Below are 21608 nucleotides of genomic sequence, written 5' to 3' on the forward strand. Positions count from 1 at the left end.
CGTGTTACGCCCCGGTGACCCCGCAACCGCCGATCGGTCAGCGGGTCACGCGGGGCCGACGGAAGGCGCGGACCAGGAGCACGATGCCGAGCACCGCGACGACGATGCCGATGTAGAGCCACATCTGCTGACCCGACATGACGCTGCCGCCGATCATGCCGGACCCCTGGCCGGTCCAGACGAGGCCGATCAGCAGGGCCAGGACCCCGACGACGATGCTGACGATCCGACCGGTACGTGAGGCCATCGGGTGCTCCTTGAGGATGTGCGCCTGGATGCAGGTGCATCGCCAGGCTACCCAGAGTCTCGACGCGCGGCCTTGAGCTCGGTGTAGATCTCGTCGAGCAGCGCGGCGGGCCGGCCGAGACCGCGGAAAGAGTCGAGCCGCTGAGTAGCCACCGGGGACCGGCCGGCCACGGCGAGGAACTCCAGCGAGGTCGCTACCTGCAGGGCGTGGTGCTCCAGGATGGTGCCGAGGTCGGCGCTGAGCCGGCTCAGCCGCGGGTCGGTCGGGGTGGGCAGCCGATCGCGAAGGCTGAAGAAGCGGTGCACCAGCGGTCCGCCCCGCGGGGCCACCAGACCCAGGTGCTCGCCGCGGCTGACCGAGACCAGCACCGCTTCGGCCTCGTCCTGCAGGATCACCGCCTCGGTGACGACGTCGAACAGCACCACGGCGGGGTCGGGCGCCGGTGCGGACACCACGTCCACGAGCTCGAAGGGGTCGGGTCGGCGTCGGGACCGACGGATCAGGCCCACGCCCGCCACGGTAGCCGCGGTGTCCACCGATCACTCCGGGCGCCCCCGACCTGGGTGCGATCAATGGGTGGGTGTGCTCCGCCCGGCCGTTGTTTCGCCCGGGCGAGTCCCGGGGTATTCCAGGACCAGCACTTTGTCGGCGCCCCAGGCTCGAGTGCCTCGCCCAGGCTCAGACGTGCAGGTCGGCGCTGGACAAGGTCTCGATCGACTCGGGCTCGCCGACCAGCTTCACCTCGGCGACGGCGCCGCGGCCGTGGGCGTAGAGCATCAGCTCACTCGGCTGGCCGACCAGGGTGACGATGGCGGCGCCGCCGACGGCGCGGATGGTCTCGGGTTCGGCGGCCGGACCGGTCGCCGAACCCAGCCGTTCCAGCACCACACCCACCGGAACGCGGCGGAACCAGGCGCGCGCCAGCAGCTTGAGCCGGCGCCACATCCACTCCTCGACCTCGGCGGCGAGCGGGCGGGACGGCTGCGGGGCGGGGCCGGCCCGGCGGACGTCCTCGTGGTGCACGAAGTACTCGGTCGTGTTCGCGCCCTCGTCCACCCCCGGGATGGCGAAGACCGACAGCCGGGCCGGACCTTTGCGGATCCGCTCCACCAGCTCGCCGTACGGCCATCGGCCGCGGATCTCGACCATCCGACGGTCCAGCAGACCGGACAGGGGCTTGGCCACGATCCCTGGCGCGCCGATCGGGTCGGTCTCGCGGATCCACAGGTGCACGGCGAGATCGTGAGCGTCCCAGCCGCCACAGAGGGTCGGCGCGTCCGGTCCGACCTGCTCCAGCAGGTCGCAGAGCTCGGCGCGCTCGGTCTTGGCGAAGGTCACGAGGCCACATGCTAACGAGAACGCGTTCGCCTCGCTCGGGCCCGCCGGGAACAATGGGCGCGTGACCGACCTGGCCGACGACCCCGCCCGCCCCCCTGCCCCCTCGCGCCCCTCTGCCCCCTCTCGCCTGGCGCCCGAGATCGCCGCCCAGCTCACCCGCGACCCGGCCGGCCTGGTGGCCGCCGTCGTCCAGGAGGAGCAGACTCGCGAGGTGCTGATGGTCGGCTGGATGGACGACGAGGCCCTGCACCGCACGCTCACCACCGGCCGCTCCACCTTCTGGTCCCGCAGCCGGGGGGAGTACTGGGTCAAGGGCGAGACCAGCGGCCACCGGCAGTGGGTCCGCGAGGTGCGGCTCGACTGCGACGGAGACACCCTGCTCGTCACCGTCCGCCAGGACGGGGCCGCCTGCCACACCGGCGACCACACCTGCTTCGACGCCCGGGTGCTGCCAGCACTGGTGGCCCCCGCGCCGGACAACGACGAGGCCGTCCGATGAAGGTCACCCCCGACCTGGAAGGCTTCCGCGCCGCCGCAGTCGATCGCCGGGTCGTTCCGGTGCACACGCGCTTCCTCGCCGACGCCGAGACCGCCGTCGGCCTCTACGCCAAGCTGGCCCGGAACCTTCCCGGCACCTACCTGCTCGAGTCCGCCGAGCAGGGCGTGTGGTCGCGCTACTCCTTCATCGGCGTCCGCTCCGCCGCCATGCTGACCGAGACCGACGGCCTCGCCCGGTGGACCGGCCAGCCGCCGGCCGGAATGCCGAGCGGCGGCGACCCGCTGGACGCGCTCCGCGAGACCCTGTCCCTGCTGCACACGCCAGCCCCGGATCCACCGCAGGGGGACGACCCCCTGGAACCCCCGCCAACGACAGACGGCCTGCCCCCCTTCACCTCCGGCCTGGTCGGCTACCTCGGCTACGACGCGGTCCGTCGGGTGGAGGTGCTGCCGGACAGCAACCCGCGCGACCTCGACATCCCCGAGCTGGCCTTCCTGCTGGTGGCTGACCTCGCCGTGCTCGACCAGCACGACGGTGAGGTCTGGCTCGTCGCCAACGCCATCAACGTCGACGGCACCGACGAACGGGTCGACGAGGCCTACGCCGACGCGGTGCGCCGGCTCGAGACGATGGCCGACCTGCTGGCGGAACCCACCCCGTCCGCGGTCGTCAGTGCCTCCTTCGACGCTCCGCTGCCGGTCCGTCGGCAACGGAGCACCGAAGAGTTCCAGGCCGCCGTCCGGTCCGCGGTCGAGGAGATCCGCGCGGGCGAGGCGTTCCAGGTCGTGGTCAGCCAACGCTTCGAGGTCGACACCACCGCCGACGCGCTCGAGGTGTACCGGGTGCTGCGGCTGACCAACCCCAGCCCGTACATGTACCTGCTCCGGCTGGCCGACGCGGACGGACGGCCGTTCGACATCGTCGGCTCCAGCCCCGAGGCCCTGGTCACCGTCACCGGCAGCACCGCGGTCACCCACCCGATCGCCGGCTCCAAGCCCCGGGGCGCGACGCCGGCGGAGGACGCCGCGCTCGAGGCCGAGCTGCTGGCTGATGAGAAGGAGCGCGCCGAGCACGTGATGCTGGTCGACCTCGGCCGCAACGACCTCGGCCGGGTCTGCGCGCCCGGCTCGGTCGAGGTGGTGGAGTTCATGGAAGTCCGCCGCTACAGCCACATCATGCACCTGGAGTCGACCGTGACCGGGCAGGTCGCGGACGGCCGGACGGCGCTCGACGTCGTCCTCGCCGCCTTCCCCGCCGGCACGCTGTCCGGCGCCCCCAAGGTGCGCGCGATGGAGATCATCGACGGCCTCGAGGTGTCGCGCCGTGGGCTCTACGGCGGGGTCGTCGGCTATCTCGACCTCGCCGGCGACGCCGACGCGGCGATCGCGATCCGGACGGCCCTGCTCAAGGACGGGACGGCCTACGTCCAGGCCGGCGGCGGCATCGTCGCCGACTCCGACCCCGCCACCGAGGACCAGGAGTCCCAGAACAAGGCCGCGGCCGTCGTCCGGGCCATCGCGGTCGCGCAGAGCTTCCGGCCTTTGGGCGCTCCAGGTGGCTGAAGCATCCCGGCTGCGCACCCGCGCCCTCGTCCCTGGGCTGCTCGGGGCGGCGCTGTCCCTGCTGGCCGGCGCGCAGTCTTGGTGGCGCGCCCGCGGCGAGGGCGTCTCGGTGGCGTTCAGCGGCACCGAGACCACGGCCGGGCTCAGCCAGGCACTCGGCGTGGTCGCTCTCGCGGCCTGGCTGCTGGTCCTGGTGCTGCGGACGCGCGGCCGTCGGGTGGTCGGCGTGCTCACCGTCGTCACCGGCGCCGCCATCGCCACGCTGGGCGGGCTGCGTCGGCAGCCGAACGCCGCGACCGTCCGAGCCGGCGTCCGCGAGGTGAGCCTGGCCGACCAGTTCGCGCTGGTCGGGTCGGTCTGGCCGTACGTCTACGCCGTCGCCGGGCTGCTCGTGCTGACCGCCGGGCTGCTGGTCACACTGACCGCGGGCCGCTGGCCCCAGCGGAGCGACCGCTTCACCCGGGCCGCGGCCACCGCGCGCGTCACCGCTGAGGACGACCCGGCGGAGGTGTGGCGGGCCCAGGACGCCGGGCTCGACCCCACCACCGAACCCGATGTGCGGGATGAGGACATCCGAGACACAATGGACGAGGATCACCCCACCAGGCAAGGCCCACCCACCTGATGGGACCCCGCCCCCTCGACACACACCGCTCGGAATGAGGACGCATGGCTGACACCACCCAGACCCGCGACACCACAGGTGACACCGAGTCCCGCTCGGCAGCCGGCCCCGACAAGCACGTGCACCACGGCCGGACGACCGCGGCCTGGACGGGATCGCTGATCGCGATGCTCGCCACGATCATGGGTGGGATCGGCGTGATGATGCAGAACTGGGTGCTGTTCTGGGCCGCCGTCGGCGTCATGGTGATCGGCTTGGTGCTCGCCAAGGTCCTGCAGGCCACCGGGCACGGCGCCCGTTGATCGGCTGAGTCGAGACATGGGTGCGCTGGACGACATCATCGCGGGGGTGCGGGAGGACCTGGCCCTCCGGCAGGAGCAGGTGCCGCTGCACCGGCTCAAGGAGCGGGTGCAACACATCGACCCCGCTCTCGACCCGATGCCCGTCCTGCACGGCCCAGGCGTCTCCGTCATCGCCGAAGTCAAGCGGTCGAGCCCCAGCAAGGGGCCGCTCGCCGAGATCGGCGACCCGGCCTGGCTGGCGGGGGAGTACGCCGCCGGCGGGGCCGCCGCCATCTCGGTCCTCACCGAGACCCGCCGCTTCTCCGGCACCCTGGACGACCTCGTCCGGGTCCGGCTCGCGGTCGACGTGCCGGTGCTGCGCAAGGACTTCATCGTCACCGCCTACCAGCTCTTCGAGGCCCGCGCGGCCGGCGCCGACCTGGTGCTGCTGATCGTGGCGGCGCTGACCGACACCGAGCTGGTCTGCCTCGTCGAGCGCGCCGAGTCCATCGGGCTGACCCCGCTGGTCGAGGTGCACGGGCCCGAGGAGGTCGGACGCGCGGTCGACGCCGGCGCCCGGATCATCGGCGTCAACGCGCGCAACCTGCAGACCCTCGAAGTCGACCCCACCACCTTTGCCCGGACGGCGCCCAGGATCCCGACCGGCATCATCCGGGTCGCCGAGTCCGGTGTCCGCGGCCCGCACGACGTGATCGAGTACGCCCGGGCCGGCGCCGACGTCGTGCTGGTGGGCGAGGCGCTGGTCACCGGCCGCGACCCGCGGAGCGGGGTGGCCGACCTGGTCGCCGCCGGGGCCCACCCGGCCCTGCACCGTTCCTGACTTCCGATCTACCCAGCCCGATCTACCCAGCCCGATCCATCCAGCCCCACGAACAGTCAAAGGACCCGAGTGACCACCGAGACCGCTGCTCCCCTCGACGAGGCGCAGTACGCCACCCCGGACGCGTCGGGACACTTCGAGCAGTTCGGCGGCAAGTTCGTCCCCGAGGCGCTGTACGCGGCGCTGGAGCAGCTCGACCACGAGTTCCGGACCGCCATGGTCGACCCGGCCTTCCTCGCCGAGCTGGCCGGCCTGCTGGCCGACTACACCGGCCGGCCCACCCCGCTCACCGAGGCGACCCGCTTCAACCAGGCCTGCGCGCCCGAGCACGGCCCGGCGCCGCGCGTGCTGCTCAAGCGCGAGGACCTCAACCACACCGGCTCGCACAAGATCAACAACGTCCTCGGCCAGGCCCTGCTGACCCGTCGGATGGGCAAGACCCGCGTCATCGCCGAGACCGGGGCCGGCCAGCACGGCGTGGCCACCGCGACCGCCGCGGCCCTCTTCGGCCTGGAGTGCACCGTCTACATGGGCAAGGTGGACACCGAGCGGCAGGCGCTCAACGTGGCCCGGATGCGGCTGCTGGGCGCCGAGGTGATCGCCGTCGAGTCCGGGACGCAGACGCTCAAGGACGCGATGAACGACGCGATGCGCGACTGGGTCGCCTCCGTCGACCACACCCACTACCTGATCGGCACCGTCGCCGGGCCGCACCCGTTCCCGATGCTCGTCCGTGAGTTCCAGCGCGTGATCAGCACCGAGGCGCGGGCCCAGGTCCTCGACCGTTACGGCCGGCTGCCGGACGCCGTGGCGGCCTGTGTCGGCGGCGGCTCGAACGCCCTCGGCATCTTCGCCGACTTCATCCCCGACGACGGCGTCGCCCTCTACGGCTTCGAGGCCGGCGGCGACGGGGTCGAGACCGGCCGGCACGCCGCGACCATCTCCGCCGGCGAGGTCGGGGTGCTGCACGGCATGCGCACCTACGTGCTGCAGGACGAGGACGGCCAGACGCGGGAGTCGCACTCGATCTCCGCCGGGCTGGACTATCCCGGCGTCGGACCCGAGCACTCCTTCCTCGCCGCCACCGGCCGAGCCCACTACGAGCCGGTGACCGACCGCGAGGCGATGGAGGCCTTCTCGATCCTCTGCCGCACCGAGGGCATCGTGCCCGCCATCGAGTCCGCGCACGGCCTGGCCGGGGCGATGAGGCTCGGTCGTCGACTGCCCCCGCGCGCGGACGGCGAGCCGGCGCTGATCCTGGTCAACCTGTCCGGACGCGGGGACAAGGACGTCGACACCGCCATCCAGTGGTTCGACATCGACACCCGGGGCACCGGGTCGGAGTCCGGCGAGCCGGTGGGCACCGACCTCAGCGCCGAAGCCGACCTCGACCTGTCGCTGCAGCAGGAAGGTCCCGCCAGCACCACCGCGGTCCAGCTGTGAGCTCGTTCCAGCCGGGTCAGACCGGTCGGCTGCTCGCCGATGTCCGGGCCTCCGGCCGGGGCGCGCTGGTCGGCTTCCTGCACGTCGGCTATCCCGACGTGCCGCAGTCGCTGCGGGCGCTGCGGGCCCTGACCGGTGAGGGGGACAGCGAAGGCGTCGACCTGGTCGAGGTCGGGATGCCGTACAGCGACCCGATGATGGACGGCGTCACCATCCAGCAGGCCGGCACCCGCGCGCTCGAGCGGGGCGTCCGTACCCGGGACGCCTTCGCCGCGGTGGAGGCCGTGGCTTCGACCGGCACCCCGGCCGTCGTGATGACCTACTGGAACCTGATCGAGCGGTACGGCCCCGACCGCTTTGCCCGCGACCTCGCCGCCGCCGGCGGGGCTGGCGCGATCACCCCCGACCTGACCCCGGACGAGGCGGCGGAGTGGCTGGACGTCTCCGACGCGCACGGCCTCGACCGGATCTTCCTGGTCTCGCCCTCCTCGACCGATGACCGGCTGGCCGCGACCGTGGCCGCCTGCCGCGGCTGGGTCTACGCCACCTCGGTGATGGGCGTGACCGGGGCCCGCACCTCGACCTCCTCCGCCGCACCCGAGCTGGTCCGACGGATCCGCGACGTCGACGCCGACGCGCTGGTCGGGGTGGGCCTCGGGGTCTCCGACGGCGCGCAGGCCCGCGAGGTGACCGGCTTCGCCGACGCGGTGATCGTCGGGTCGGCCCTGGTCAAGACGCTGCTGGCCGCCGAGGCCGCCGGCACCCCGGACGACCTGAGCGGGCTCCGTCGCGTGGTCGCCGACCTGGCCGACGGCGTCCGCGCGGGCACGTCCGATCCGGGTACCCGGCTGGTCCGAGCGTGACCGCCCGCTGCTGCCGCGACCGTTGAGAGGAGCACCGTGAACGACGTCCAGGCCGCCTACCGGGCGCCCGTGGCGACCGGACCGGCCGCCACCGTCAGCGACGCCGCGCAGAACGCCGGTACCGCCCGGGTCGAGCTCTACCCGATGGCCTTCATCGACGAAGGGACCATGTTCCTGAACGGCCAACCGGTGACGATCGAGGGGCTCACCCCCGCCAAGCTGGCGGCCGTGATCGACTCCGGCTCGACCGCAGGATGACAGGGAGACCCCGACCGTGCTGATGTCCATCCCGAGCCCGAGCTCGAGCGTCTGGCACCTGGGCGCCTTCCCGCTCCGGGCGTACGCGCTCTGCATCATCGCCGGCATCCTGGTGGCGATGGTGATCGGCAACCGCCGCTGGCGGGCCCGCGGCGGCACGGCCGACGGGCTGGAGTCGGTCCTCGTGCTCGCCATCCCGTTCGGCATCGTCGGGGCGCGGCTCTACCACGTGGCCACCGACTACGAGCTCTACTTCGGACCGGGCCGACACCCGGTGGACGCGCTCAAGATCTGGAACGGCGGTCTCGGCATCTGGGGGGCGGTCGCCGGCGGCGCGCTCGGCGCGTACCTGGTGGCGCGGCGACGCGGAATCCGCTTCCCGGCCCTGCTGGACACCGTCGCCCCGGCGTTGCTGGTGGCCCAGGCGATCGGCCGGCTGGGAAACTGGTTCAACCAAGAGCTGTTCGGACGGCCGACCACCCTGCCCTGGGCCCTGGAGATCGCGCCCCAGTTCCGACCGACCGGCTACGCGCAGTACGCGACCTTTCACCCGACGTTCCTCTACGAGCTGCTCTGGAACCTCGCCATGGCCGTCGTGCTCGTGGTGCTGGACCGGCGCTACCGGCTCGGCCACGGCAAGGTCTTCGCCCTGTACGTGATGCTCTACTCGGCGGGGAGGTTCTGGATCGAGGCGCTGCGGATCGACACCGTCAACACCATTGGCGGCTTCCGGCTGAACAACTACACCGCCGCGATCACGTTCGTCGTAGCCGTGGCGGTGCTGCTCTGGCTGGTCCGGCACCGCCCCGGCCGCGAAGAGGTCGTCGAGGGTTCTGCCACCCCCGCCCCTTCGACCAGCTCGGACGACGCCGACGAGGTGTCCAGCACCGCCGGACCGGCCGACGACCACAGCGAGACTGACTAGGCTCATCACAGACTGACTAGGCTCAACACGCGGGCTTCACGTCGGCCGCAACTTTCCGCAGGCAGCGCGCGAACTGTGTGCGTTAGCCTTTCCCCACCCTCGGGCCAGAGTTGTCCCCCACCTGTGTCCCGGCCCTCGTCCAGAGTTGCTGGACGGGACACCCGATGCCGCTTCGCCAGACCCCGGAACCAGCCCTCACGGCCTTCCGGCTTCGACGACTGGAGTCTGAGCCCATGACTTTCGCCCGCGCTGCTGAGGGCCTGTACGACCCCACGTTCGAGCACGACGCGTGCGGCGTGGCCTTCGTCGCGACGCTGACCGGCATCGCGAGCCACACGATCGTTCGCCAAGGCCTGGAGGCGCTGCGCAACCTCGACCACCGCGGCGCCACCGGCTCGGACCCGCTGACCGGCGACGGCGCGGGCATCCTGATGCAGATCCCGGACGCCTTCCTGCGCGACGAGGTCGACTTCGCCCTGCCCGAGGCGGGGACGTACGCGGTCGGCCTGGCCTTCCTGCCCACCGACCCCGAGATCGCTGCGAAGGCCAAGGCGGGCATCGAGCAGATCGCCGCCGAGGAGAACCTGACGGTCCTCGGCTGGCGCGTGGTCCGGACCGACGACTCGTCGCTGAGCGACCTGACCCGCGCGAACATGCCGTACTTCGAGCAGCTGTTCGTCGCCTCTGGCGCAGTGGGTACAGCAGGGGCTGAGGGTCAGGGCGGCCTGCCGCTGGAGCGGATGGTCTACTGCCTGCGCCGCCGGGCCCAGCACGAGACGGGCGTCTACTTCTCCTCGCTCTCGTGCCGCACCCTGGTCTGGAAGGGCATGCTGACCACCGAGCAGCTGGAGCTCGTCTTCCCCGAGCTGCTCGACGAGCGGATGGCCAGCGCCCTGGTCGTGGTGCACTCCCGCTTCTCCACCAACACCTTCCCGGCGTGGGAGCTCGCGCACCCGTTCCGGATGATCGCCCACAACGGCGAGATCAACACCGTCAAGGGCAACCGCAACTGGATGCGGGCCCGCGAGGCGCTGCTGAAGTCCGACCTGATCCCGGGCGACCTGGAGCGGCTGTTCCCGATCTGTACCCCCGACGCCTCCGACTCGGCCTCCTTCGACGAGGTGGTCGAGCTGCTGCACCTCGGCGGTCGCTCACTGCCGCACGCGATGCTGATGATGATCCCGGAGGCTTGGGAGAACAACGCGGTGATGGACCGCGCGCGGCGCGACTTCTACGCCTTCCACTCCTGCCTGATGGAGCCCTGGGACGGGCCGGCGGGCGTCGTCTTCACCGACGGCACCCAGGTCGGCGCCGTGCTGGACCGCAACGGGCTGCGGCCGGGTCGCTACTGGGTCACCGACGACGGTCTCGTCGTGCTCGCGTCCGAGGCCGGCGTGCTCGACATCCCGGCGGACACGATCGTGCAGAAGGGTCGGCTGCAGCCGGGCCGGATGTTCCTCGTCGACCTGGACCAGCACCGGATCATCTCCGACGAAGAGGTCAAGAACGACCTGGCCGCGGCCGCCCCGTACGGGGAGTGGCTGGTGGGTGGGCGGATGCGGCTGAAGGACCTGCCCGACCGCGACCACGTCGTGCACACCCACGCCTCGGTGACCCGGCGCCAGCAGGTCTTCGGCTACACCGAGGAGGAGCTGCGGCTGATCCTTGCGCCGATGGCCTCCGGCGGCGCCGAGGCGATCGGCTCGATGGGCACCGACACCCCGATCGCCGCCTTGAGCGCGAAGCCGCGGCTGCTCTTCGACTACTTCTCCCAGCTGTTCGCCCAGGTGACCAACCCGCCGCTGGACGCGATCCGCGAGGAGCTCGTCACCTCGCTCTACAACACCATCGGCCCGGAGCAGAACCTGCTCGCGCCGAGCCCGGCGTCGTGTCGCCGGCTGGTGCTGCCGTTCCCCGTGCTCGACAACGACTCGCTGAGCAAGATCGTCAAGATCAACCGGGACGGCGACCTGCCCGGCTACTCCACGTACGTGGCCCGCGGCCTGTACGAGGTGAGCGGCGGCGCCGAGGCGCTGACCGCCAAGCTCGACCAGCTCTGCGCCGAGATCTCCGCCGCGATCGCCGGCGGGGCCCGGATCATCCTGCTGTCGGACCGGCACTCCAACGCCGAGCTCGCACCGATCCCGTCGCTGCTGTTCACCGCCGCGGTGCACCACCACCTCGTCCGGGAGAAGAGCCGCACCCAGGTGGGCCTGATCGTGGAGGCCGGGGACGTCCGCGAGGTCCACCACGTCGCCCTGCTGATCGGCTACGGCGCCGCCGGGGTCAACCCGTACCTGGCGATCGAGAGCGTGGAGGACCTCGCCCGCAGCGGCGTCTACACCTCCGTCGAGCCCGAGCGTGCGGTCGCCAACGTGGTCAAGGCGCTCGGCAAGGGCGTGCTCAAGGTGATGAGCAAGATGGGCGTCTCCACCGTCGCCTCCTACACCGGCGCGCAGATCTTTGAAGCGCTCGGGCTGTCCCGCGAGGTCGTCGACCGCTACTTCACCGGCACCACGTCCAAGCTGGGCGGGGTCAGGTTGACCGAGATCGCCGACGAGATCCGGGCCCGGCACCTGCGGGCGTACCCCGCGGACGGCATCCCGCTCGCCCACCGGCTGCTGCCGGTCGGCGGGGAGTACCAGTGGCGGCGCGAGGGCGAGCCGCACCTGTTCGACCCCGAGACCGTGTTCCGGCTGCAGCACTCCACCCGGTCAGGCCGCTACGACATCTTCAAGCAGTACACGGCGCACATCGACTCCCAGGCGGAGCGGCTGATGACGCTGCGCGGGCTGCTGAAGTTCCGCGACCGGGAGCCGATCCCGATCGAGGAGGTGGAGCCGGTCAGCGAGATCGTCAAGCGCTTCTCCACCGGCGCGATGTCCTACGGCTCGATCAGCCTCGAGGCGCACCAGACCCTGGCCATCGCGATGAACCGGCTGGGCGGCAAGTCCAACACCGGCGAGGGCGGTGAGGACACCGACCGGCTGTACGACCCGGAACGGCGCTCGGCGGTCAAGCAGGTCGCGTCCGGCCGGTTCGGGGTCACCTCGGACTACCTGACCAACGCCTCCGACATCCAGATCAAGATGGCCCAGGGCGCCAAGCCCGGGGAGGGCGGTCAGCTGCCCGGCCAGAAGGTCTATCCCTGGGTGGCCAAGACCCGGCACTCCACGCCCGGCGTCGGGCTGATCTCGCCGCCGCCGCACCACGACATCTACTCCATCGAGGACCTCAAGCAGCTCATCCACGACCTGAAGTGCGCCAACCCGTCGGCCCGGGTGCACGTCAAGCTCGTGGCCGAGGTGGGCGTCGGCACGGTGGCCGCCGGGGTCTCCAAGGCCAAGGCCGACGTGGTCCTGATCTCCGGCCACGACGGCGGGACGGGCGCGGCGCCGCTGACATCGCTCAAGCACGCCGGTGGACCCTGGGAGCTCGGCCTGGCCGAGACCCAGCAGACGCTGCTCATCAACGGCCTGCGGGACCGGATCGTCGTCCAGGTCGACGGCCAGCTCAAGACCGGCCGCGACGTGATCATCGGCGCCCTGCTCGGGGCGGAGGAGTTCGGCTTCGCGACGGCGCCGCTGGTGGTGAGCGGCTGCATCATGATGCGGGTCTGCCACCTCGACACCTGTCCGGTGGGGGTGGCGACCCAGAACCAGGCGCTGCGCGAGAAGTTCACCGGCAAACCGGAGTTCGTGGTCAACTTCTTCGAGTTCATCGCCGAGGAGGTACGTGAGCACCTGGCGGCGCTGGGCTTCCGGACCCTCGCCGAGGCCGTCGGTCAGGTCGAGGTGCTCGACACCGTGCCGGCCGAGGAACACTGGAAGGCGCACGGGCTCGACCTGCGGCCGGTGCTGTACTCACCCGAGCTGCCCGAGGGCACGCCGAGACGCAACGTCACCGGGCAGGACCATGCGCTGGAGATGGCGCTGGACCAGATGCTGATCGACCTCTGCCGGCCCGCGCTGGAGTCCGGCGAAGCCGTCCGGGCCGCGCTCAAGATCCGTAACGTGAACCGGGCCGTCGGCACGATCCTCGGCCACGAGGTGACCAAGGCGACCCGGGGCCAGGGCCTGCCCGAGGGCACCATCGACCTCACGTTCACCGGCTCGGCCGGCCAGAGCTTCGGGGCGTTCGTGCCCGCGGGCATCACGCTGCGGCTCGAGGGCGACAGCAACGACTACCTCGGCAAGGGGCTCTCCGGCGGCCGGATCGTGCTGCGGCCCGACCGGGCGGCCACCTTCGCGGCCGCGGACAACATCATCGCCGGCAACGTGATCGGCTACGGCGCGACGTCGGGGGAGATCTTCATCGCCGGATTGGTGGGGGAGCGGTTCTGTGTTCGCAACTCCGGCGCCACCGCGGTGGTCGAGGGCACCGGTGACCACGCCTGTGAGTACATGACCGGCGGTATCGCGGTGATCCTCGGCTCGACCGGGCGCAACGTCGCCGCGGGGATGTCCGGCGGCATCGCGTACGTGCTGGACCTGGACGAGACGCTGCTGAACACCGAGCTGGTCGACGCCCTCGAGGTGGGCGACGCCGACGCCGAGCTGCTGCAGCAGATCGTCACCCGGCACGGCGAAGAGACCGGCTCCGACATCGCCGCCGAGCTGCTCGGAGACTGGGACACCCACCGGGTCCGCTTCCGGAAGGTGCTGCCCCGCGACTACGCCCGCGTGGTCGCCGCCCGCGAGCTCGCCGAGACCGAGGGACTCGACGACGCGACCACCACCATCCGGATGATGGACGCGGCCCAAGGATGAACCCGCGCCTCCCACTCCTGCCACTGAAGGACCACGATCATGGCTGACCCTCGGGGTTTCCTCACCACCGAACGCAAGGTCGCCGAGCGGCGGCCGGTCGCGGAGCGGATCCACGACTGGCAGGAGGTCTATCCCGGTACGCCGGGGCGGGCGCTGCTGCCGATCATCTCCGAGCAGGCCGGGCGCTGCATGGACTGCGGCATCCCGTTCTGCCACACCGGCTGTCCGCTGGGCAACCTGATCCCGGAGTGGAACGACCTGGTCTGGCGCAGCGACTGGGACCAGGCGCTGGAGCGGCTGCACGCGACGAACAACTTCCCGGAGTTCACCGGCCGGCTGTGCCCGGCACCGTGCGAGACGGCCTGCGTGGTCGGCATCAACCGCGACCCGGTGACCATCAAGAACGTCGAGGTCGCCATCATCGACAAGGCGTGGGACGAGCACCGGGTGCTGCCGCAGCCGCCGGAGTGGCACACCGGCCGGACGGTCGCGGTGATCGGCTCCGGCCCCGCCGGACTGGCCGTCGCCCAGCAGCTCACCCGCGCGGGGCACACCGTCGCGGTGTTCGAACGGGCGGAGGAGCCGGGCGGGCTGATGCGGTTCGGCATCCCCGAGTTCAAGATGGAGAAGGCCGTCCTCGACCGCCGGATCCGGCAGATGAAGGACGAGGGCACCAACTTCCGTTGCGGCGTGGAGGTCGGGGTCAAGATCACCGGCCCCCAGCTGAAGGAACGCTACGACGCGGTCGTGCTGGCCGTCGGCTCCACCATCGGCCGCGACCTGCCCGTGCCGGGCCGCGAGCTGACCGGGATCCACCAGGCGATGGAGTTCCTGCCCGGGGCCAACCGGTACGCCCGCGGCAAGGTCGACGCGCCGACCATCACCGCCAAGGACAAGCACGTGGTGATCATCGGGGGCGGCGACACCGGTGCCGACTGCCTCGGCACCGCCATCCGCGAGGGCGCGGCCTCGATCCGCCAGCTCGAGATCATGCCCACCCCGCCGGAGGAGCGGCCGGCGCACCAGCCGTGGCCGACGTACCCGATGACCTACCGCGTCTCTTCCGCACACGAGGAGGCCGGCGAGCGCGTCTACTCGGTGTCCACCTCGCGCTTCAACGGTGACGAGAACGGCCAGGTGACCTCGCTGACCCTGTCCGAGGTCGTCTTCGAGGGCGGCAAGCTGACTCCCGTCGAGGGCACCGAGCAGGAGATCCCGGCCGACCTGGTGCTGCTGGCGATGGGCTTCACCGGCCCCGAGAAGGACACGGTCGTCGCCCAGCTCGGCGTCGGGCTCGACGAGCGCGGCAACATCAAGCGCGACCTCAACTACGCCACCGACGTCGACGGGGTGTTCGCGGCCGGTGACGCCGGTCGCGGCCAGTCCCTGATCGTCTGGGCCATCGCCGAGGGGCGGGCCTGCGCGGCCGGCGTCGATGAGTACCTCTCTGGTTCGACCAAGCTGCCCAAGCCGATCCCGCCGACCGCCCGGCAGATGATGGTCTGACCCCGTGCAGGATCGCGACGTCCCCCGGCTGCGGCAGGTGGTGCTCGACACCACCGACGCCCGCAGCCTGGCCGAGTTCTACCGGCAGCTGCTGGGCTTGGCGTACCGGCCGGGCGACGAGGCGCCGCCGGCGGGGGAGGACGACCCGAACGGGCGTGACTGGCTCGTGCTGCGAGGCGGGGACGAGGTGAGCGTGGCCTTCCAGCAGGTCGCGGTGCTACCGCCGGCCACCTGGCCCGAAGGTCAGCACCCGCAGATGTTGCACCTCGACCTGACGGTCCCCGACGCCGAGACGTTGACCCGCCAGCGCGCCCGCGCCACCGAGCTCGGCGCCCGGCTGCTCTGGGACCGGTTCGACGACCCGGACGAGCCGCTGTACGTGTTCGCCGACCCTGCCGGGCACCCGTTCTGCATCTTCGTCGCCTGAGGTCGCCGACGGGGACCCTGACTTTCGACCCCGAGACGGACGATCTTGGGTCCTGAAGCCAGACTTAGGCCTTCTCGGGGTCGATCATCAGGGCACCGGTAGCGTGAAGCAGCTCCGCTGCGGCCAAGGTCCCCGCGATCACCGTTGACGGCACGGCCGCCGATCCCGCGGCGTCCCACCGGGTGTCGGTGAACAACTTTCTCGCCGCCGGCCGAGCGGATCACGTTGGTCAGCTCACCCTTTCGACAGGCCAGTGAACGGCACGCCCTACGCCGATGCCCCGGTGTACCGGCGTAGGGCGACCCGCCAGAACAGCCGGGAGGCGAGCAGGAACAACGCCGCCAGCCCGACCGAGGCCACGGCGCCGCCGACCGACAGCTGACCGGTCAGGGCCTGGGCCGGCACGGTGACGGCGAACGCGATCGGCACCACGAACGTCAGGACCGGACGCATCCAGCCGGGGAAGATCGGCACGGGCCACCGGCCGGCGTTACCGAACAGCGCCTGGAAGACGACCAGGATGTTGTCGAGCTTGACGAACCAGAACGCCATCGTCGACAGGATCAGCAGGAAGCTGTAGACGATGGCGAAACCCGCGACGAGCGTGACGGCGAAGAGAGCGACCCCGAGGACGGTCACCCCCGCCCCGATCCGGGTCAGCCCGTAGCCGATCACGCCTACCCCGACCACGACGTCGATCAGGGCCTGCGGCGCCATCACCCGGGCACTGGCCAGCAGCTGCGCGTCGACGGGCTTGGTGAGCACGAAGTCGAACGTGCCCAGCCGGATGCCCTCCATCATCGCCTCCATCGACGGCCGGATGACCAGGCCCACCACGCCGCTGATCAGGCCGTGGATCCCGATCAGCACGATCAGGTCGTCGGCGGTCCAGCCGTGCAGGTCGCTGGTGAGCCCGAAGATCACCGACAGGCCGAGCAAGGACGTGACCAGGGTGACGACGGCGTTGACCAGCGAGATGGCGAAGTCGGAGCGGTACTGGACGATGTTCGCCACCCCGACGGCCAGGAAGGCGCGGAGCACCCGCAGCGCGTGCACGTCAGGCCCCGACCGCGCTGTAGCGCCGGGTCGCGCGTGCCCAGAGCACGCGCAGCACGAGCAGCGCGACCACGATCCAGACCAGCTGGGCCCCGTACCCGAGGAGCAGCTCACCGCCCGGACGTCGACCGAGCAGCACCTCGACCGGGAACGCGAGCGTCCAGGGGAACGGCGTCCACGAGGCGAGGGTCTGCATCCAGCCGGGCAGGACGGCCAGCGGCGCGAACTGGCCGCCCAGGAAGGTGAAGAGGGAGAAGAAGACGGTGTTCAGCGCCGACACCTTGGTCAGCCAGAACGCGGCCAGGGCCACGCACCACTCGACCACGAAGCGCAGCACCATCGCGAGCACCAGGGCGGGCAGGAAGGCGAGCACCGAGGCGACGGTCGTCCCCGACAGGTCGGCCCGGAAGACCGCGCCGAGCACCACCGCGGCGGGCAGGATGCCGACTAGCCCGACCAGCTTGTAGCTGACGTTCTCGCAGACGTCGTGGTGGATGGGGTGCACGGGCCGCAGCAGCAGCGGGGAGAACGTACCGTTACGGATCCGGTACTCGAACTCCCACATGTGCCAGATGAAGGTGAGGTGGTCCACGACCATCATGACCAGGAAGTACGCGACGAACTGGTTGGCGTCGTAGCCGCCGGTGCTGCCGGACCCGGCGACGGTGCGCCAGACCACGATGAAGACCAACGGCGAGATGATGCTGGTCAGCACCCAGATCGCCACCGCACCCCGGTAGGCCAGGTTGGCGGCGAGCGCGGAGGCGAACTGGCGGCGGTAGTAGGTGAGCAGCACCGCACTCACGACACCTCCTCCGCGGGGGAGGAGGCGAAGACGTCCTCGATCACCCGTTCGATCGGCGGGTCGGTGATCGTGAGGTCGACCACGGCCAACCGGTCGAGCAGCCGGGCGGCCGCGGCCGGGGCCGTCGCCTTCGCCACCTTGAGCGTGGCGCTGGTCGACGTCTGCTCCACGACCTCCCCGTCGACCAGCGCGGCGAGGTCGACGCCGGCCAGGTCGGTGCCGTCGGCGACCTCGACGGCCAGCAGCTTGTGGGCGGCGAAACGGGTGACCAGCGCCGCCAGCTCGCCGTCGAAGAGCAGCCGGCCCCGGTGGATGACCACCACCCGTCGGCAGAGGGCTTCGACGTCGGCCATGTAGTGGCTGGTCAGCATCACCACAGCGCCCGTCCGCTGGTTGTACTCGGCCACGAAGGACCTGATCCGACGCTGCATGGCCACGTCGAGCCCGATGGTGGGCTCGTCGAGGAAGAGCACGTCGGGGTGGTGCAGCAGCGAACCGGCGATCTCGCACTTCATCCGCTCACCCAGGCTGAGGTTGCGGACGGGCACCCGCAGCAGGTCGCCGAGCTCGAGCAGCTCGGTGAGCTCGGCCAGCCGGCGGGTGAAGTCGGCCGACCCGATCCGGAAGATGGCCTGGTAGAGCCGGTAGGAGTCCAGCACCGGGATGTCCCACTGCAGCTGGTTACGGTTGCCCATCACCAGCGCCATCCGGCCGAGGTAGTCGCGGTCGCGCTGCCACGGGGTGAAGCCGAGGACGTCCGCCGTCCCCGCCGTCGGGTGCAGCAGCCCGGCGAGCATTTTCAGCGTCGTGGTCTTGCCCGCCCCGTTCGGACCGAGGAAGCCGACGACCTCCCCGCGCTCGACCGTGAAGCTCACATCGGCGACGGCCCGGACGCTCCGGGTGCGCCGGTGCGCCAGCGAGGCCAGCGCCGCCTTGACCCCGCCCTCGCGTTCGGGCACCACGTAGGTCTTGCCGAGCCCACGCACCGTGATGTCCGCCACCCGCCAGATCTTGCCCTACGCCGCTGACACTTTCCCGGCCCAGCCGGGTGGAGCGGCTCAGCTCTCGCGGACCGCGTTGAGCCGGTAGCCGCGGCGGACCACGGTGGTGATCAGACCGGGCGTGTCCAGTGTCCGGCGTAACCGGCTGATCGCCACCTCGAGCGCGTGGTCGTCGAGCACCTCGGGCAGCGCGGAGCTGAGCCCGGCCCGGGAGACCACGGCCTCGGAGCGGGCGAGGGTCCTCAGGATGGCCAGGGCGTTCGGACCGAGGACGACCGTCCGGCCGCCGACGGTGACGCTGCGGCCGCGTAGCTCGATCAGCACGTCACCGCTGCGGAACGACTCCACGTGGTGGTGGCTCAGCTGCTGACAGATCTCGCGGATCAACGCCCCGAGACGGTACCGGTCGGGCACGACCGGGGTGATGCCCGCGATGCGCAACGGCTCGGCGGTCACGGGCCCGACGGCGGCGGCCATCACCTCGTTGCGGAGGGCGGCCACGAACGCCGGCCCGAGCCCGGCGGCCTCGGCCGCGTCGAGCGTGGCGACCGCTCCCGGGGCGCTGGTGAAGACGACCGCGTCGAGGTGGTGCCGGGTCGCCGCCTCGATCAGCCGCAGCAGCCGGTCGGCCGAGGTCGGCCGCACCCAGCGGTACGGGGTGACGGTGAGGACGCTGGCGCTGACCCCACGCAGCCGGGCCAGCTGCACCTCGTCGGTGCAGCCGTGCAGCTGGATCGCGACCCGGCGGCCGGTCAGGCCGTGGGCCGAGACGGCGTCCACCAGCGAGGCCGTCGTGTTCAGCTCGGTGGTCTGGGCGTCCTCGAGCCCGGCAGCGCGGACCGCGGCGACCGCCTTCGGACCACGGGCATAGATCGTGGCCTGTTCCAGCACGGCGGTCAGCTCGGCGCCCAGCCCGGCGGCGTCGGCCACCTCGAACCAGCGCTGGATGCCGTAGCCGGTGGTGACCAGCACGACGTCGGGTCGGGCGAGGATGAGGTCTTGGGTCTGCCGCACCAGCGGGCCGTCGGAGTCGTTCGGAGCGATCTTGAGCGCAGGCGCGTGCAGCACCTGCGCTCCCCGGCGTTCCAGCGCCGCGATCAGGTCCGTCGACCGCCGGTCGGAGGTCACCCCGATCCGGAATCCGTTCAGCTCGTCCGCTCGACCTGCGACTGCCCCCGAGCCGACGGTCACCGCCGGGGCGCTTCTTCGACGTCGGCAAACGGGTCGGCGGCCTCCAGGTCGATGGCGCCGGGTGCGGAGGTGGCCACCGTGACCACCTCGCCGATCACGACGACCGCTGGTGAGCGGAGGTCGAGCCGGCGTACCTCCGCCGGCAGCCGGCCGACGGTGGTGAAGGTGCTCCGTTGGGAGGGGGAGTAGCCGCGCTCGACGACGGCGGCGGGGACGGAGGCGTCCATCCCGGCCGCGCAGAGGCCGGCCACGATCTGCTCGAGGGTGGCGATCCCCATCAGCACGACGATGGTGCCCCCGAGCCGTACCAGCGCGTCGAGCTCGGCGGCGCGCGGCGGCACGTGCCCGGAGATGACGGTGACCGCGTGGCTCACGCCGCGGTGGGTGACCGGGATGCCGCTGGCGGCGGGGACGGCGAGCGCGGAGGAGACGCCAGGCACGACCCGGACGTCGACGCCGGCCGCGAGGCAGGCGAGCAGCTCCTCACCGCCGCGCCCGAAGACGAACGGGTCGCCGCCCTTCAGCCGGACGACCGACTGGCCAGCCTGCGCGCGGGCGATCATCAGCTCCTCGATCGACCGCTGGGTGACCGGGTGGTGGTAGGGGGACTTACCCACGTCGACCAGCTCGGCGCCCGGGGCCAGCTGGGCCAGGGCGGCCGTGGGCGCGAGCCGGTCGAAGAAGACGACGTCAGCCTCCCCCAGGGCCCGGCAGGCTTCGACGGTGAGCAGCCCGGGATCGCCCGGCCCGCCGCCGACGAGGACGACCTGGCCCTCGGTCGGGGCTGGGCTCTCGCGCTGCACCAGCACCCGGAGGCGTCCGCAGAGCTCGACCAGACGGTCGCGGACCGCAGGATCGACGTCGACCACGACCACCGACCAGGCCGGTCCGACGAGCCGGAGCAGCGCGGAGGTGTCATCACCGGCGGGTTGGCTGGCGTACCGTACGCCGTCCTGGCGCTGCTCGGCCGGCGGCACCGCACCGGGCAGGACCAGCGTCACCCGGGCCCCGGACTGGACGAACCGGGTGACCGCGCGGCGGGCGGCGCTCGGGGAGCCGAACACGACGACCTTGCGTCCGCTGACGTCCACGTCGATCTGCACGGCGTCTCACCACCCTTGTCCTCGGGCGCCGTCCCGGGAGTTGGGGGCCTCCCGGCGCTCGGCGCCCCGACGCAATCTATGCAGTCGGCGTTACTCCGGGGTTTCCCCCACGTAACTCCCGCGCACCAGACGTCGGCGTCAACGTGAGGTGGGTGTGGGACGACCGTAACAACTCACGACCGGTCGCGACGGTCTCGTCCGGGAAGAAGGCGCGCGCCTGCCAGGATGCCCCGAGACCCCGGTGGCCAAGGCCGCACCGGAAACTACACCTATGACCCGTTACGTCACCCTGCTCCGGGGGATCAACGTCGGCACGGCCAAGCGGGTGGCCATGCCGGCGTTACGCGCGTTGGCGACCGGGCTCGGCTACGCCGACGTGGCCAGCCACATCAACAGCGGCAACCTGCTGCTGACCAGCGACGAGGACGCCGACACGGTCCGTCGCCGGCTGGAACAGGGGATCGAGGACACGTTCGGGCTGCACGCCGACGTGATCGTCCGGACCGCCGAGCAGCTGCAGCGAGCCCTTGCGGCGAACCCGTTCCCTGAGTGCGACCCGAGCCGGGTCACCATCGCGTTCCTGGCCGGGCCGGCCGCCGCCGACGCCGAGGAGAAGGTCGCGGCCCTCGCCGCGGTCGACGAGCCGTACCTCTTCGCCGGGCTCGAGGTGTACGTGCACTACGGCCGCGGCCAGGCGATGAGCAAGCTGGCGGCAAAGTTCGCGGCCGTCCTGGGCGTGAGCGCCACGGTGCGCAACCAGCGTACGGTGGCCAAGCTCGTCGAGCTCTCCGCCAGCTGAGCCAGTCACCCGCGGAGAACGTCACTGTTCAGTTACCTGAGCGGAACCTGAAGCAGGGTTGAGATCTTT

General features: G+C 71.6%; 21 protein-coding genes. 13 read left to right on the forward strand and 8 right to left on the reverse strand.

Annotation, left to right across the window (positions count from 1 at the left end; genetic code table 11):
• Positions 1 to 37: 37 nt before the first annotated feature.
• The 3 genes from ACFE76_RS10605 to ACFE76_RS10615 form a co-directional block, all read right to left on the reverse strand.
• Positions 38 to 247, reverse strand: a complete 210-nt coding sequence (locus tag ACFE76_RS10605) for a hypothetical protein (protein ID WP_375431722.1) — start codon at positions 245 to 247, stop codon at positions 38 to 40.
• Between the two features lie 47 nt (positions 248 to 294).
• On the reverse strand, positions 295 to 783 hold the full coding sequence (locus tag ACFE76_RS10610; RefSeq protein ID WP_375431723.1) for a hypothetical protein: 489 nt from the start codon (positions 781 to 783) through the stop codon (positions 295 to 297).
• A gap of 142 nt (positions 784 to 925) precedes the next feature.
• A complete protein-coding gene (locus ACFE76_RS10615; protein ID WP_375431724.1) occupies positions 926 to 1585 on the reverse strand; it encodes a TIGR03085 family metal-binding protein in 660 nt (219 codons plus the stop codon).
• Between the two features lie 70 nt (positions 1586 to 1655).
• Here ACFE76_RS10615 and hisI point away from each other — a divergent pair, with 70 nt between their 5' ends.
• The 12 genes from hisI to ACFE76_RS10675 all read left to right on the forward strand — a co-directional run bounded on the left by hisI (position 1656) and on the right by ACFE76_RS10675 (position 15584).
• Complete coding sequence (hisI, locus tag ACFE76_RS10620; protein WP_375431806.1) at positions 1656 to 2084, forward strand: phosphoribosyl-AMP cyclohydrolase; 429 nt, start codon at positions 1656 to 1658, stop codon at positions 2082 to 2084.
• Positions 2081 to 3646, forward strand: a complete 1566-nt coding sequence (locus ACFE76_RS10625) for an anthranilate synthase component I (protein ID WP_375431725.1) — start codon at positions 2081 to 2083, stop codon at positions 3644 to 3646. Before hisI ends, ACFE76_RS10625 begins: the two co-directional genes overlap by 4 nt.
• Positions 3639 to 4271 carry a Trp biosynthesis-associated membrane protein gene (locus ACFE76_RS10630; protein WP_375431726.1) on the forward strand — a complete coding sequence of 211 codons (633 nt, stop codon included), beginning with the start codon at positions 3639 to 3641 and terminating at the stop codon, positions 4269 to 4271. The genes ACFE76_RS10625 and ACFE76_RS10630 overlap by 8 nt, the downstream gene beginning before the upstream one ends.
• 44 nt (positions 4272 to 4315) lie before the next feature.
• A complete protein-coding gene (locus ACFE76_RS10635; RefSeq protein WP_375431727.1) occupies positions 4316 to 4573 on the forward strand; it encodes an HGxxPAAW family protein in 258 nt (85 codons plus the stop codon).
• Between the two features lie 16 nt (positions 4574 to 4589).
• Complete coding sequence (gene trpC / locus ACFE76_RS10640) at positions 4590 to 5393, forward strand: indole-3-glycerol phosphate synthase TrpC (protein ID WP_375431728.1); 804 nt, start codon at positions 4590 to 4592, stop codon at positions 5391 to 5393.
• Between the two features lie 69 nt (positions 5394 to 5462).
• Positions 5463 to 6836, forward strand: a complete 1374-nt coding sequence (gene trpB / locus ACFE76_RS10645) for a tryptophan synthase subunit beta (protein ID WP_375431729.1) — start codon at positions 5463 to 5465, stop codon at positions 6834 to 6836.
• Complete coding sequence (gene trpA, locus ACFE76_RS10650) at positions 6833 to 7699, forward strand: tryptophan synthase subunit alpha (protein WP_375431730.1); 867 nt, start codon at positions 6833 to 6835, stop codon at positions 7697 to 7699. The genes trpB and trpA overlap by 4 nt, the downstream gene beginning before the upstream one ends.
• Positions 7700 to 7735: 36 nt before the next feature.
• Complete coding sequence (locus ACFE76_RS10655; protein ID WP_375431731.1) at positions 7736 to 7957, forward strand: hypothetical protein; 222 nt, start codon at positions 7736 to 7738, stop codon at positions 7955 to 7957.
• 22 nt (positions 7958 to 7979) lie between these two features.
• The gene (gene lgt, locus ACFE76_RS10660; protein ID WP_375431732.1) at positions 7980 to 8882 is read left to right on the forward strand and encodes a prolipoprotein diacylglyceryl transferase; all 903 of its coding nucleotides are present in this window, start codon (positions 7980 to 7982) and stop codon (positions 8880 to 8882) included.
• A gap of 233 nt (positions 8883 to 9115) precedes the next feature.
• Complete coding sequence (gltB, locus tag ACFE76_RS10665) at positions 9116 to 13651, forward strand: glutamate synthase large subunit (RefSeq protein ID WP_375431733.1); 4536 nt, start codon at positions 9116 to 9118, stop codon at positions 13649 to 13651.
• A gap of 39 nt (positions 13652 to 13690) precedes the next feature.
• Complete coding sequence (locus ACFE76_RS10670; RefSeq protein WP_375431734.1) at positions 13691 to 15157, forward strand: glutamate synthase subunit beta; 1467 nt, start codon at positions 13691 to 13693, stop codon at positions 15155 to 15157.
• Positions 15158 to 15161: 4 nt separating this feature from the next.
• Positions 15162 to 15584 (forward strand): VOC family protein, encoded by a 423-nt coding sequence (locus ACFE76_RS10675; RefSeq protein WP_375431735.1) that lies wholly within the window; start codon positions 15162 to 15164, stop codon positions 15582 to 15584.
• Positions 15585 to 15851: 267 nt separating this feature from the next.
• Here the strand turns inward: ACFE76_RS10675 and ACFE76_RS10680 are convergent, their stop codons facing one another.
• From ACFE76_RS10680 to cobA, 5 genes are read right to left on the reverse strand one after another with little or no spacing between them, the layout of a single operon-like run.
• A complete protein-coding gene (locus ACFE76_RS10680) occupies positions 15852 to 16640 on the reverse strand; it encodes an ABC transporter permease (protein ID WP_375431736.1) in 789 nt (262 codons plus the stop codon).
• 1 nt (position 16641) lies between these two features.
• Positions 16642 to 17445 carry an ABC transporter permease gene (locus tag ACFE76_RS10685; protein ID WP_375431737.1) on the reverse strand — a complete coding sequence of 268 codons (804 nt, stop codon included), beginning with the start codon at positions 17443 to 17445 and terminating at the stop codon, positions 16642 to 16644.
• Positions 17442 to 18446, reverse strand: a complete 1005-nt coding sequence (locus ACFE76_RS10690) for an ATP-binding cassette domain-containing protein (protein WP_375431738.1) — start codon at positions 18444 to 18446, stop codon at positions 17442 to 17444. Before ACFE76_RS10690 ends, ACFE76_RS10685 begins: the two co-directional genes overlap by 4 nt.
• A 57-nt stretch (positions 18447 to 18503) precedes the next feature.
• Complete coding sequence (locus ACFE76_RS10695; RefSeq protein ID WP_375431739.1) at positions 18504 to 19637, reverse strand: uroporphyrinogen-III synthase; 1134 nt, start codon at positions 19635 to 19637, stop codon at positions 18504 to 18506.
• On the reverse strand, positions 19634 to 20740 hold the full coding sequence (cobA, locus tag ACFE76_RS10700) for a uroporphyrinogen-III C-methyltransferase (RefSeq protein WP_375431740.1): 1107 nt from the start codon (positions 20738 to 20740) through the stop codon (positions 19634 to 19636). Before cobA ends, ACFE76_RS10695 begins: the two co-directional genes overlap by 4 nt.
• A gap of 271 nt (positions 20741 to 21011) precedes the next feature.
• Between cobA and ACFE76_RS10705 the strand changes: the two genes are divergently transcribed.
• Positions 21012 to 21539, forward strand: coding sequence for a DUF1697 domain-containing protein (locus ACFE76_RS10705; protein ID WP_375431741.1), 528 nt, complete (start codon positions 21012 to 21014; stop codon positions 21537 to 21539).
• Positions 21540 to 21608 lie beyond the last annotated feature (69 nt).

This window comes from uncultured Friedmanniella sp. (assembly GCF_964244005.1).
Taxonomy (GTDB): domain Bacteria; phylum Actinomycetota; class Actinomycetes; order Propionibacteriales; family Propionibacteriaceae; genus Microlunatus.

What these genes read in the sequence shown, in the direction of transcription:
- ACFE76_RS10605 (WP_375431722.1), bottom strand. Translation starts at nt 247, where the DNA reads ATGGCCTCACGTACCGGTCGGATCGTCAGCATCGTCGTCGGGGTCCTG.
- ACFE76_RS10625 (WP_375431725.1), top strand. Translation starts at nt 2,081, where the DNA reads ATGAAGGTCACCCCCGACCTGGAAGGCTTCCGCGCCGCCGCAGTCGAT.
- ACFE76_RS10635 (WP_375431727.1), top strand. Translation starts at nt 4,316, where the DNA reads ATGGCTGACACCACCCAGACCCGCGACACCACAGGTGACACCGAGTCC.
- trpC (WP_375431728.1), top strand. Translation starts at nt 4,590, where the DNA reads ATGGGTGCGCTGGACGACATCATCGCGGGGGTGCGGGAGGACCTGGCC.
- lgt (WP_375431732.1), top strand. Translation starts at nt 7,980, where the DNA reads ATGTCCATCCCGAGCCCGAGCTCGAGCGTCTGGCACCTGGGCGCCTTC.
- gltB (WP_375431733.1), top strand. Translation starts at nt 9,116, where the DNA reads ATGACTTTCGCCCGCGCTGCTGAGGGCCTGTACGACCCCACGTTCGAG.
- ACFE76_RS10670 (WP_375431734.1), top strand. Translation starts at nt 13,691, where the DNA reads ATGGCTGACCCTCGGGGTTTCCTCACCACCGAACGCAAGGTCGCCGAG.
- ACFE76_RS10705 (WP_375431741.1), top strand. Translation starts at nt 21,012, where the DNA reads ATGACCCGTTACGTCACCCTGCTCCGGGGGATCAACGTCGGCACGGCC.